This is a genomic window from Enterobacter sp. BNK-29, assembly GCF_048684785.1.
In the GTDB taxonomy this organism is placed as follows: Bacteria; Pseudomonadota; Gammaproteobacteria; order Enterobacterales; family Enterobacteriaceae; genus Enterobacter; species Enterobacter cloacae_M.
This window is the reverse complement of sequence record NZ_JBLQTU010000001.1, coordinates 2658863-2671351: the sequence shown is the minus strand read 5'-3', so window position 1 is coordinate 2671351 and position 12489 is coordinate 2658863. Positions and strand designations below refer to the sequence as shown.

Here is a 12489-nt window from a genome sequence, read left to right as displayed (position 1 = left end):
TTAGATTTCTATCTATACTATGGCCACGCATACCGCACACATCGTCGAACCCCTCCTCTGGCGAGCGCCCCTCACCAGCGGGAATGCTTCGCTTGCGGATGCAATACGGGATAAAATTGCGGAGACGCGCGCCCACCTGCTGGACTTTATCCGGCTTGATGAAGCGCACCCGAACCACGCCATGACGCTCTCAGAGTGGCGTCAACCGACAAAACTGCAGTCGCTGTTGGCCACCTATTCCGACCATATCTATCGCAATCAGCCCACCCTTACGCGGGAGAATAAACCGCTGCTCTCTCTCTGGGCGCAGTGGTATATCGGGCTGATGGTGCCTCCCCTCATGCTGGCGCTGTTAACCCAGAAGAGCATGCTGGAACTCTCGCCGGATAATTTCCACGTCGAGTTTCACGAAACCGGGCGTGCGGCCTGTTTCTGGATTGATCTGCACGAAGACCAGAACGCGGAACGCCTGACGGCTCAGGAGCGCATGGAGCAGCTGCTCACCCAGGCCCTGATCCCGGTGGTGGAAGCGCTTGAAGCGACGGGAGAGATTAACGCGAAGCTTATCTGGAGCAATACGGGCTATTTAATCCACTGGTATTTAACGGAAATGAAGCCTCTGCTTGGTGATGAGAACGTTGATGCCCTGCGTCAGTCCTGTTTCTTTGCAAAACAGCTTTCCGATGGTCGCGACAACCCGTTATTCCGTACTGTCGTGCTCCGTGATGGGCTTCTGGTTCGCCGCACCTGCTGCCAGCGCTACCGCCTGCCGGACGTTAAGCAGTGCGGGGATTGCACGCTGAAGTAGTCGGCCCCGGCCTGATGCCCTCACCCACAGGGACAGGGAACAAACACTAAAAACGGCAACCTGAGTTGCCGTTTTGCTTTTACCTAAGCCACCTGCTGATTGTCCTCTTCCGCGTTACGCTGTGCCTCTTCCGCTTCCTGCTCCAGCAGCTGTTTCTCGTACACTTTGAAGAACGGGAAGTAGATGATTGCCGATACGCAGGCCAGAACCACAACCAGAATAGCCGCGCGGAAATCCCAGCCCAGAGCCCACGCTGCGCCTATTGGCGCCGGTGCCGTCCAGGGGACCACTGAGATGACGCGGCCAATCAGGTCAAACGTCATCGCCGCCCAGGCCAGCACCGCATTTACCATCGGTGCCAGCAGGAACGGAATAAAGAACACCGGGTTCATCACAATTGGCGTACCAAAAATGACGGGTTCGTTGATGTTAAAGAAGCTGGGTACCACGCTCAAACGCCCGATAGAGCGTAAATGCGCTGAACGGCTACGCAGATAGCAAATCACCAGCCCCATCGTGGCGCCCGACCCGCCAATCACGATAAAGAACGTCCAGAACGCCTCCATAAAAATATGCGGCAGAGGCTGGCTGGCGGCCAGCGCGGTCTGGTTCGCACCCAGGTTGGTCAGCCAGAACATCTGCAGCATCCCGGAAACGATGGCGGCGCCGTGGATCCCGGCAAACCACAGCAGATGGCCAATCAACACGGCCAGCAGGATCGCAGGCAGGGAATCCGCTGCGGAAACCAGAGGTTTAAAGACCGACATAATGGCCTGCGGGATCAGCATGCCGAACTGAGACTGAATGAACAGGCTCAGAGGATAAAGCGTCAACACCACTACCAGCACCGGGATGAGCAGATCAAAAGAGTTTTTGATCATCGGAGGTACCTGGTCTGGCAGGCGAATCCCGATGTTATGCGCCTTGAGGAAACGCATCATCTCAACGCAGTAGATCGCCACCAGAATCGCGGTAAAAATGCCCGTCCCACCCAGGCTGTCGACTGGCAGCGTGCCTTTGGTTTTCGGTGCCGCGACCAGCAGAAACGCCATCAGCGACAGCATGGCGCACATAAACGGGTCTAACTGGTGCGATTTGACATAGTGTTTGCCAAGGTTGTAGGCAATGGCGGCACAGATATAAATGGACATAATGCCCATCGTCATATCAAACGGCGTCAGAATCTGACCTTCAAACTGCTTCGCCATATCCAGCCAGGCTCGTGCGAAACCCCAGGTGGTATCCGGCGAAAACGGCGGGTATGCGAACACTAACAAAAATGAACCCACAATCATAAATGGCATCGCGGAGATAAACCCATCACGGATAGCCATCACATGACGCTGGGAAGAGATCCGCCCGGCAATCGGGCTCACGTAATTTTCAACAAAACGGAATATCAGGTTAAACGCAGCATGGTTGGCAGACATGGCAGATCTCCTGTCAGACGTTTGTTACGGGCACATTTGCGCCGCACGTTGTTCCATAAATCACCTTCACAACCTTGCTGGCTTGTGGACCAGGGGTACTGCTCAGACGGAATGGTTTCATAATTTGCTCTTATTATTGGGTACAGGGGACGTTACGTACTCAGTATTAATCGACGCATCACGCTCTGCAACCGGTTACTGTAACCGGTTTCCGTGATTGTGAAGAGGATCCAGAAATCAGCCGTTCGGGATATTTGTTACCGAAGAGATATTTACAGAGCATAAATTCTTATGACAGATTACGCAGGATATTTGTCAGGAGGAAACAATGAGTTTGCAGTCTGTACAGCAGTTTTTTGCCGACAACGCTCCGGATATAGACGTCATAGAACTTAGTCAGAGTACCGCTACCGTTGCGTTGGCTGCTGCCGCCCATCGCGTTGAACCGGGACAGATCGCCAAAACCTTGTCATTAAAGGTGAAAAATGAGGTGATACTGGTGGTAGCGAAAGGCGATGCGCGCCTGGATAACAAAAAGCTGAAAGACACGTTTGGTGCAAAAGCGCGCATGCTCAGCAGTGATGAAGTGGTAACCATCACCGGTCACCCCGTTGGCGGCGTCTGCCCGTTCGGCCTGGAAAACCCGCTCGCGGTTTACTGCGATATCTCGCTAAAGCAGTACGCCGAAGTCCTGCCCGCAGCAGGCGCAATTCATAGTGCCGTGCGTATTTCACCTGACAGAATGGCAGAGCTGACTTCCGCAAAATGGGTTGATGTTTGCATCTGATTGTTGCGCCAGAGCCTGTCTGGCGCGTAACAGGCAGGTTATAAAAAGGTCGGCTTACTGAGTGCCAAACTTTGCGGTTCGCTTGCCGGAAGGTGGGTAATAATATCCGCCGCATCGAGTAACCCTACGTCAGAGTTCACCCCCAGCTTCACCATCGCATTAAACTTATGCGCCCGGATGGTCTTAATATTGCGTTCAAGCTGTGCCGCGATTTGAGGAATGGAATAGCCGCAAGACATATAACGCAATATTGCCCGTTCCGTTGGGCTTAACATTCTGCTTTGGCTCTGGTACCAGTGATTCATCATATTGTCATTGATGCGCAGGGTTTCGCTCAGCAACACCATGAGTTCCTTCTGCAGGCGCTCAAGCGTCAGCGATTTACTGACCACACCGTGAAGGCGTGATGGGGAAAGATGGCTAATTAATCTTGCTTCCATCTCATCAGCGACCAGGATAATGCGCTGGATATGACCATGCGTAAACGCAAAATCCCGCAGGTGCGCCAGGCAGCTACGACGGTCGTCTCGCGCATCGGAATATGAATAGATCAGCGAGAAAAAGTTGACGTGCTGAAGTGCTTCCTTAAAGCTATCAAATTCACTAAACAGATGCAGCTGATAATGATTCAGGCCGGGCATCGCAAAAAGATGCTGTAGCCCAACAGCACTCATCGTGCAATTTTCGACGACGGCGATATGTCTTGTTGAATCGGTTTTTTCCATTCTTCGAACTCTCCATAGGCTGACATCAAACTCAGCTCTCGCATTCCCTGTGTACTGTTTATCCAGGCGTACATATCGGCATTACTGCGTAATGACAGCCGTCGCATCGCACTGTTTTTCTGCGCACTGACGGTTTTATTGCTCTTCTTGAGCAATGTGGCGATTTGGTTAATCCCCCATCCTTTACCTAACAGCCGCAATACTTTGCGTTCGGAGTGCGTGAGCGCGATAACCTGTTCGTCTTCTTCCCCCGTACTTTGAGGTTCCGGGGTTAACAACGCCTGGCTTACCCGCTCTGCGCGTTCGCTACCTGCCCGAATAGCGTTAACCAGCCCTTCAATGGGTTCAATATCAGAAAGCAACGTACTTTCCGGGCGCACAAGTAGCTCAACGGCAATAGGGTTAAGCGGCCGCGAAACTAAAAAGATCCAGTGAATGTTCCGGTATTGATTCAATAAACTGAAATACTCCTCGAGCGCGCCCCGAGGGTTCCAGTATTCGCCTGAAATATCGGCAATGATGACGTCAGCGCGGCGTAGCTGGAGTAGTGTTAACTCCTGCAATGAGCTGCAATAGGTCAATTCAAAATCGGGGAAATGGCGAGTCATCACGCCCCCTAACCCGTTTTGCATGACCGGTATCCGGCTAATGATAACGCTATGCTTACCGTGCACAGACAACATAGACCCTCCGTGTCCATTCTTCATGTGATGAGTAACGTTAAAATGCATCAACGTATGAGTATTTTTCGTCCCTGAGTGTAAAGCAGGTTAATACAAGCAGAAGATGAGATGTATTCTTAGTTTAAGAAATGCCTAAACAGTAGTAATATCTCACAAAGCGAAATTAAATTTAATTGCAGTGTCATTAAAATAACTACAATATAAAATTAGAATAACTAAATATAAATAACTTATATTTTAATATTAATAATTCACCAAAATGATGAATTAATCCCCACCCCTTCCGCACTTAAGGGCAGTAACTGTTTGCACAAACCTTGATCTGACCCACAGCAAGAGGCACGGCACTTTGTGCTAAAAGTAATCGCTATGGGCCAACCGGCAACTTTCCACCTTCTTCAGGACAATACATGCAGGCAGATCGGTCAACGCAGCGTGCAATCACGCGGCTATGTATTCAGTGCGGTCTTTTTCTGCTCCAGCACGGCGCGGAAAGCGCGCTGGTTGAGGAGCTTTCCACCCGGCTGGGACTGGCGCTGGGTATGGATAGCGTTGAAAGCGCTATTTCATCCAACGCCATCGTGCTGACCACGATCAAAGACGGTCAGTGCCTGACCTCCACCCGCAAAAACCATGACCGCGGCATTAACATGCACGTCGTGACCGAAGTGCAGCACATCGTCATCCTTGCTGAACATAAGCTTCTCGATCTTCGGGAGATTGAAAAACGGTTCAGCCAAATTAAGCCATTACGTTATCCGCGATGGCTTGTCGTGGTGATGGTAGGGCTGTCTTGCGCCTGCTTTTGTAAGCTCAATAAAGGCGGCTGGGACGGCGCGATCGTCACCTTTTTCGCCAGCAGTATCGCCATGTATGTTCGCCAGCTGCTGACGCACCGGCAGCTGCATCCGCAAATTAACTTCTGCATTACCGCGTTTGTCGCCACCACGGTTTCCGGCCTGCTGCTGCGCCTGCCGCAGTTTGCCACTACCCCGACGATTGCCATGGCCGCCAGCGTGCTTCTGCTTGTTCCGGGCTTTCCGTTGATCAACGCCGTTGCCGACATGTTTAAAGGACACATCAATACCGGTCTGGCACGCTGGGCTATTGCCAGCCTGCTGACGTTGGCGACCTGCATCGGCGTAGTAATGGCCATGACACTCTGGGGGTTACGCGGATGGGCGTGATAGATTTTCTGCTGGCGCTGGCACAGGACATGCTTCTGGCCGCCATTCCTGCCGTCGGCTTTGCGATGGTGTTCAACGTTCCGCAACGCGCTCTGCGGTGGTGTGCGCTGCTGGGCGCGATTGGTCATGGCTCGCGAATGGTGATGATGACCGCAGGATTTAACATCGAATGGTCGACATTTATGGCCTCCATGCTGGTTGGCAGTATCGGCATCCAGTGGTCGCGCTGGTATCTGGCGCATCCCAAGGTGTTCACCGTCGCCGCCGTGATCCCAATGTTTCCGGGCATATCTGCATATACGGCGATGATTTCCGCGGTGAAAATCAGCCATTTTGGCTACACCGAGCCGCAGATGATCCTCCTCCTGAGCAACTTTCTTAAGGCCTCGTCCATCGTCGGCGCGCTCTCCATCGGGCTCTCGATCCCCGGGCTGTGGCTGTACCGCAAACGCCCACGCGTTTGATATTTGTGTTATTTCGCTGCCATGGAGATAATCCTTCAGGTCCGTTTGGTGAAAATAAGGAAAGGATGTGGCTAACCCTGGCAGCGAACACCCCGAGCACGGCGAAGAATCCAGCCTGAAAGAGAAAATTTTTCAGAGCGCCATCGCGCTTTTTGCCGAGTATGGATTGAACGGTGCCCGCATGGAGCAGATCGCGGAAAAAGCGGGTACCACCAAACGCATGGTGGTTTACCATTTTAAGAATAAAGAGAATCTCTATCTCCTGGTTCTGGAACATGTTTACACCCAGATTCGCGCCAGTGAAAAAGCGCTAAGCCTGGCGGGAATGCCCCCCGTCGAAGCGCTGGTCAACCTGGTTGAAGCCACCTTTGACTATCATGCCGACCACCCGGACTACATCCGGATTATCTGCATGGAAAACATGCAGCGCGGCCGCTTTATGCAGCAGTCGAGCTATCTTCGCCAGGTTAACCGTAGCGCGCTCGACCTGCTGGAGGGCATCCTGCACCGGGGCAAAGAAAAACAGCTCTTCAGCCAGACGGTTGACGCCCGCGATCTTCACCGCCTGATAAGCAGCTTCAGCTTTCACTACGTTGCCAACAGTTACACCTTCACGCTCCTGTTTGAAGACGGGGCGGACGAACAGGCTCAGCGCCAGCACTACCGCAAAATGGCCGTTCAGGTGGCGCTCCGCTACACCTGCCCATAAAATTGCTTGCAATTAAATCGCACACTACCTATATTCATTTCATGAACGCGAAAACGAACGACGCAACCGCTGCGCTCAAGCTGGATAACCAGCTCTGCTTTGCCCTCTATTCGGCAAATCTGGCGCTTAACAAGCTGTACCGGCAACTGCTGGCACCGCTGAACCTGACTTACCCGCAATATCTGGTAATGCTGGTGCTGTGGGAGCAGGATGACGTCACGGTGTCGGACATCGGCGAACGCCTGTTTCTGGACTCTGCGACCCTTACGCCGCTGTTAAAACGGCTGGAAAGCGGTGGGTTAATCAACCGTCACCGTTCACGCAAAGACGAACGTCAGGTCGCCGTCACCCTGAGTGAAGCGGGACGTGAACTGCAGCAGCAGGCATTGGGTATTCCCCATGCGGTGGGCTGCGCGGCGCAGTGTGATACCGACACTTTGCTAGCGCTCAAACAGCAGCTCGAACTTTTGCGACAACAGCTACACCGCGCGTAAAGCTATACTTTACGCGTGATTATCACCCGTATATATCGCACGCTATTTAATAGCACACATTAAAGCAAGATGAGGAACCTGCCATGTCTTTAGAAAAAGTTGTTTATACCGCCAAAGCAAAAGCAACCGGTGGCCGTGACGGCCGCGCGACATCTTCCGATGGCGTACTGGACGTAAAACTGGGCGTGCCAAAAGAGATGGGCGGCATGGGCGGAGAAGTAACTAACCCTGAGCAGCTGTTTGCTGCGGGCTACTCTGCCTGCTTCCTGGGCGCGATGAAGTTCGTGGCCGCACGCGACAAATTCACCCTGCCAAAAGATGCCTTTATTGAAGGCGAAGTGGGTATTGGACCGCTGCCAACCGGTTTTGGTATCGAGGCAAAACTGAACATCCACGTTGAGGGAATGGATCCTGCGGAAGCTAAAAAGCTGGTCGATGCGGCGCACATTGTTTGCCCGTACTCTAACGCGACCCGCGGCAACATCGACGTGACCCTGAATATCATCGCGTGATAAATGCCTGATGGTGCTGCGCTTATCAGGTCTATGACTGTAGCCCCGGTAAGCGCAGCGCCACCGGGGAAATCCCCTCCTTCCCTTTCCTCTCTCTGTGCTACCATAAGCCCATATCACGCCCGTAGTAATCAGTAGAGTAAGCGTTATGTCCTCCAGAATTCTGACCACCAGCATTGCTGGCATTGATGCCTTTATGCGCGACCCACGCGGTGTGTTGACCCATGCCGAAGGCGGCACGGTTGCGGTTTTTGCCGACAACGCGCCGGCGTTCTACGCAATCACGCCGGAACGCCTGGCGCAGCTTCTGGAGATTGAAGCGCAACTGTCACGCCCGGCGAGCGATATCACGCTGGACAACCAGTTCTTTGATGAACCGGTTAACGTCCCCGTGACCGTTCCGATGGGAAAATTTGCCCTGTACGCGGGCTGGCAGCCGGATGCGGATTTTCAGCGGCAGGCCGCGCTGTGGGGCATTGCGCTAACCCAGCCGGCCACCGCGGAAGAGCTCGCCGCGTTTACCGCCTGGTGGCAGGCGGAAGGGAAAGTCTTCACCCATATTCAGTGGCAGCAAAAGCTCGCGCGTCATCTTCAAATTACCCGCGCCGGCAACAACGGCCAGCCCAAACGCGATATCAACGCGTTTTCCGAACCGGATAAACAGATCCCCAGCGGATTCCGAGGTGCGAAATGAAGAACGTCGGCGACCTGATGAAACGTCTGCAAAAAATGATGCCTGCCAACGTGAAGCCCGCGTTTACCACGGGTGAAGAGCTTCTGGCGTGGCAAAAAGAGCAAGGTGAGATCCGCGCCGCCGCGCTCGCCCGGGAAAACCGGGCGATGAAAATGCAGCGCACCTTTAACCGCTCCGGTATACGTCCCCTGCACCAGAACTGCTCGTTCGATAACTATAAAATCGAGACCAGCGGGCAGATGAACGCCCTTGCCGCCGCCCGTCAGTACGTGGATGAATTCGACGGCAATATCGCCAGCTTCATCTTTAGCGGCAAGCCGGGTACCGGAAAAAACCACCTTGCAGCCGCCATCTGCAACGAGCTGCTTCTGCGGGGTAAATCGGTTCTCATCATCACCGTGGCCGATATCATGTCCGCGATGAAAGATACCTTCAGCAACCGCGAAACCAGCGAAGAACAGCTGCTTAACGATCTGAGCAATGTCGATTTACTGGTCATCGACGAGATTGGCGTTCAGACAGAATCCCGCTATGAAAAAGTGATCATCAACCAGATTGTCGACCGCCGCTCCTCGTCCAAACGCCCCACCGGCATGCTGACGAACCACAATATCGACGAGATGACCCGCCTGCTGGGTGAACGCGTCATGGACCGCATGAAGCTGGGTAACAGTCTTTATGTCATCTTCGACTGGGAAAGTTACCGCAGCCGCGTTACCGGCAAAGAGTATTAAGACAGTTCCAGGAATCGCCGCCAGGGCATAGGTATATACTGGAACCCCTTCGGCCCAAAACGGACCTTTTTGAGAGAGCCATGATGAAAAAACAGATTCTAATCAGCACCTTTTTAGGCGCCCTGCTGGTGACCGGCGCAGCGCAAGCGGCATCCTGGCAGGAGTCCCTGTCAAGCGCGGCAAATGAGCTGACCAAAGAGAGCAGCAGCTCTCAGGGTGGACTCTCCGCCTCTTCCCTCACCAGCCTGCTGGGCAACAGCTCTCAGAGCCTTAGCGCGGGCACGATGAACAACGCGGCGGGGATTCTGGAATATTGCGCAAAGCAAAAGCTGGCCTCCGTGACCGACGCGCAAAACGTGAAAAACCAGGTGCTGGGTAAACTGGGTCTGGATACCCAGGAGCAGAAAGCGGACACCAACTATATGGACGGCATTCAGGGCCTGCTTAACGCGCAAAACGGGCAGCAGCTAAACCTGAGCACCCTCGGCAACTCTTCTCTGGCAAAACAGGTGAAAACCAAAGCCTGCGATCTGGTGCTGAAACAAGGCGTTAATTTCATCTCCTGATCCACCCCATTTTCTGCCACAACACGCCGCGTTTAATGCGATAGTCTTGCAACGCGGCGCTAAACGAGCGTTTTTCCTGGTTGCCACCGTCTCAGCGTCCGTTTGTCAGGATGCGACCTTCTTCATAAAAACGATTTTCTAAACCAAATCCTAACAACAGCACACTTTCGTGACACTAAAATTGCAGCTTAACGACATCGCAATTACATTGTATGACCCAAAAAATAAACAGTTAGCCAGTGAAGCACCTGGCGTCATGAGGATATGCTGTTGTCAGAATTCATGTCTCTTATCCTTTTTCTGGCTTCTGTCGGCGTTTACGCCTGGAAAGCCGGCCGTCACACCTGGTGGTTTATCGCCACGCTGGTAGTACTCGGCATTTTTATTATTTTAAACATTACCTTATACGCCAGCGACTACTTTACCGGTGACGGTATTAACGATGCGGTGCTCTACACGCTGACGAACAGCCTGACGGGCGCGGGCGTGGGCAAATACATTCTTCCGGGGCTCGGCCTTATCGTCGCGCTGGTGACGATTTTTGGCGCGCTGGCCTGGGTGCTGCGCCGACGTCGCCATCACCCGCACCATCATGGCTACAGCCTGCTGGCGTTGTTCCTGGCGCTGGCCTCCGTCGACGCCAGCCCGGCGTTCCATCAGATCACCGAGCTGGTAAAATCCCAGTCGCGCGACGGCGATCCGGATTTCGCGGCTTACTACAAAGAACCGTCCAAAACGATCGCCAACCCGAAGCTCAATCTGGTCTACATCTACGGCGAAAGCCTGGAGCGCACGTACTTTGATAACGATGCCTTCCCCAACCTGACGCCGGACCTGGGTGCGCTGAAAAATGAAGGGCTCGATTTCAGCCACACCATGCAGCTTCCCGGCACGGATTATACGATTGCCGGTATGGTTGCCTCCCAGTGCGGTATCCCGCTGTTCGCGCCTTTTGAAGGTAACGCCTCAGCCTCGATGTCGACGTTCTTCCCCCAGAATATTTGCCTCGGTGATATCCTGAAAAACTCCGGCTACGAAAACTATTTTGTGCAGGGGGCAAACCTGCGCTTTGCCGGAAAAGACGTGTTCCTGAAATCCCACGGTTTTGACCACCTGTATGGCTCAGAAGAGTTAAAAACGACGGTTGCCGATCCGAGCTACCGCAACGACTGGGGCTTCTATGACGATACGGTACTCGACGAAACCTGGAAGAAATTCGAGGAGCTTTCCCGCGCGGGCAAGCGTTTCTCCCTCTTTGCGCTGACGGTGGATACCCACCATCCGGACGGGTTCGTCTCGCGCAGCTGCAAACGCAAAAGCTATGACGTCGACGGCAAAAACAACACGTCTTTCAGCGCCGTGACCTGCAGTCAGGAGCACATTGCCGCGCTGGTCGAGAAAATCAAAGCCTCGCCCTGGTTTAAAAACACCGTCATCGTCGTTTCGTCTGACCATCTGGCGATGAAAAACAGCGCCTGGGATCGGCTCAACAAGCAGGATCGCAGCAACCTGTTCTTCGTCCTGCGCGGCGACCAGCCGCAGCAGGAGGTAATTGCCACCAAACGCAACTCCATGGATAACGGCGCAACCGTGCTGGACATTCTGGGCGGCGACAACTTTATTGGCCTGGGCCGCAGCACGCTGTCGGGGCAATCCCTGTCGGAAGTGTTCCTCAACATGAAGGATAAAATCCTCGCCTGGAAGCCAGACATTATCCGCCTGTGGAACTTCCCGAAAGAGATGAAGGACTTCACCGTCGATCGGGATAAAAACACGATTGCCTTCTCGGGCAGCAGCTTCCATCTGCCGCTGCTGGTGCGCGTGTCGGCGGGGCGCGTCGAGCCGCTGCCGGAAAGCGAATATTCCGCGCCGCTGCGCTATCAGCTGGCCGATTTTGCTCCGCGCGATAATTTCGTCTGGGTCGACCGGTGCTACAAAATGGGCCAGCTCTGGTCGCTGCCGCTGGCGCTTTCTACCGACTGGTGCGTCTCTCAGGGTCAGCTTGGCGGGGAGCAAACCGTGCAGCACGTGGATAAAGCCCAGTGGAAAGGCAAAACCGCGTTCAACGATACGGTGATTGATACCGCGCGCTATCAGCACAACATCGACATGCTTAAAGTCAGCGATAACGATATTCGCTACAAAGCGGACAGCTTTATCTTTAACGTGGCCGGCGCACCCGAGGAAGTGAAGCAGTTTAGCGGCATCTCGCGTCCGGAGTCCTGGGGGCGCTGGTCCAACGCGCAGCTGGGCAACGAGGTGAAAATTGAGTACGCCCACCCGCTGCCGGAACAGTTCGACCTGGTGATAACCGCCAGAGCGTATGGCCCCAACGCTAACAAGCCCGTCCCCGTGCGCGTGGGCGATCGGGAGCAGACGCTGACGCTCGGGAACGACGTGAGCACGCAGACGCTGCATTTTGAGAATCCTTCGCGCAGCAATACCCTGGTGATCGTGCCGCCGGACCCGCAGTCCACGAACGAGGGGAATATCCTTGGGCACTCACCGCGCGAGCTCGGGATCGGCATGGTTGAAATCAAAATCGTCAGCAAAGCGGGTTAATACGCGTCGCGCCCGGCGTACTGCCGGGCGCTTATGAAAATAAATAATCCTATATCAGGCTTATAAATTAGATAAAAACACTTTATATAAGCCATTTTTATCTATAAATATCCCGCCAAAATACAAATCCATAA

General features: G+C 53.8%; 14 protein-coding genes. 11 read left to right on the top strand and 3 right to left on the bottom strand.

Annotation, left to right across the window (positions count from 1 at the left end; genetic code table 11):
- The first annotated feature begins 19 nt into the window (after window positions 1–19).
- Entirely contained in the window at window positions 20–808 is a 789-nt protein-coding gene (gene fhuF, locus ACMGGX_RS12790) for a siderophore-iron reductase FhuF (RefSeq protein WP_420298456.1), read from the top strand.
- A gap of 83 nt (window positions 809–891) precedes the next feature.
- On the opposite strand, the gene ACMGGX_RS12785 is transcribed toward fhuF, so the two are convergent.
- Window positions 892–2238: a PTS sugar transporter subunit IIC gene (locus ACMGGX_RS12785; protein ID WP_094935759.1), complete on the bottom strand. Its 1347-nt coding sequence runs from the start codon at window positions 2236–2238 to the stop codon at window positions 892–894.
- Window positions 2239–2566: 328 nt separating this feature from the next.
- Between ACMGGX_RS12785 and ACMGGX_RS12780 the strand changes: the two genes are divergently transcribed.
- Window positions 2567–3025: a YbaK/EbsC family protein gene (locus ACMGGX_RS12780; protein ID WP_008502085.1), complete on the top strand. Its 459-nt coding sequence runs from the start codon at window positions 2567–2569 to the stop codon at window positions 3023–3025.
- Window positions 3026–3063: 38 nt separating this feature from the next.
- On the opposite strand, the gene bglJ is transcribed toward ACMGGX_RS12780, so the two are convergent.
- Window positions 3064–3699 carry a DNA-binding transcriptional activator BglJ gene (gene bglJ / locus ACMGGX_RS12775; RefSeq protein ID WP_205916211.1) on the bottom strand — a complete coding sequence of 212 codons (636 nt, stop codon included), beginning with the start codon at window positions 3697–3699 and terminating at the stop codon, window positions 3064–3066.
- A complete protein-coding gene (locus tag ACMGGX_RS12770) occupies window positions 3696–4433 on the bottom strand; it encodes a response regulator transcription factor (RefSeq protein WP_348561992.1) in 738 nt (245 codons plus the stop codon). Before ACMGGX_RS12770 ends, bglJ begins: the two co-directional genes overlap by 4 nt.
- Window positions 4434–4843: 410 nt before the next feature.
- On the opposite strand from ACMGGX_RS12770, the gene ACMGGX_RS12765 reads away from it, so the two are divergent.
- From ACMGGX_RS12765 to opgB, 9 genes are all read left to right on the top strand, one after another.
- Window positions 4844–5620, top strand: coding sequence for a threonine/serine ThrE exporter family protein (locus tag ACMGGX_RS12765; RefSeq protein WP_023310303.1), 777 nt, complete (start codon window positions 4844–4846; stop codon window positions 5618–5620).
- Window positions 5611–6084 carry a threonine/serine exporter gene (locus ACMGGX_RS12760; RefSeq protein WP_023310302.1) on the top strand — a complete coding sequence of 158 codons (474 nt, stop codon included), beginning with the start codon at window positions 5611–5613 and terminating at the stop codon, window positions 6082–6084. The genes ACMGGX_RS12765 and ACMGGX_RS12760 overlap by 10 nt, the downstream gene beginning before the upstream one ends.
- Before the next feature lie 67 nt (window positions 6085–6151).
- The gene (locus ACMGGX_RS12755) at window positions 6152–6793 is read left to right on the top strand and encodes a TetR family transcriptional regulator (protein ID WP_248227289.1); all 642 of its coding nucleotides are present in this window, start codon (window positions 6152–6154) and stop codon (window positions 6791–6793) included.
- A gap of 41 nt (window positions 6794–6834) precedes the next feature.
- Window positions 6835–7287: a MarR family winged helix-turn-helix transcriptional regulator gene (locus ACMGGX_RS12750; RefSeq protein ID WP_033146484.1), complete on the top strand. Its 453-nt coding sequence runs from the start codon at window positions 6835–6837 to the stop codon at window positions 7285–7287.
- 83 nt (window positions 7288–7370) lie between these two features.
- Window positions 7371–7799: an organic hydroperoxide resistance protein gene (locus ACMGGX_RS12745; protein ID WP_023310299.1), complete on the top strand. Its 429-nt coding sequence runs from the start codon at window positions 7371–7373 to the stop codon at window positions 7797–7799.
- 148 nt (window positions 7800–7947) lie between these two features.
- The gene (gene dnaT / locus ACMGGX_RS12740; protein WP_029742210.1) at window positions 7948–8493 is read left to right on the top strand and encodes a primosomal protein DnaT; all 546 of its coding nucleotides are present in this window, start codon (window positions 7948–7950) and stop codon (window positions 8491–8493) included.
- Entirely contained in the window at window positions 8490–9227 is a 738-nt protein-coding gene (dnaC, locus tag ACMGGX_RS12735) for a DNA replication protein DnaC (RefSeq protein ID WP_023310297.1), read from the top strand. Before dnaT ends, dnaC begins: the two co-directional genes overlap by 4 nt.
- An 83-nt stretch (window positions 9228–9310) precedes the next feature.
- Window positions 9311–9793: a DUF2501 domain-containing protein gene (locus ACMGGX_RS12730; protein ID WP_073001066.1), complete on the top strand. Its 483-nt coding sequence runs from the start codon at window positions 9311–9313 to the stop codon at window positions 9791–9793.
- A 270-nt stretch (window positions 9794–10063) separates the two neighbouring features.
- The gene (opgB, locus tag ACMGGX_RS12725; protein ID WP_420298455.1) at window positions 10064–12355 is read left to right on the top strand and encodes a phosphatidylglycerol--membrane-oligosaccharide glycerophosphotransferase; all 2292 of its coding nucleotides are present in this window, start codon (window positions 10064–10066) and stop codon (window positions 12353–12355) included.
- The last annotated feature ends 134 nt before the right edge of the window (window positions 12356–12489 follow it).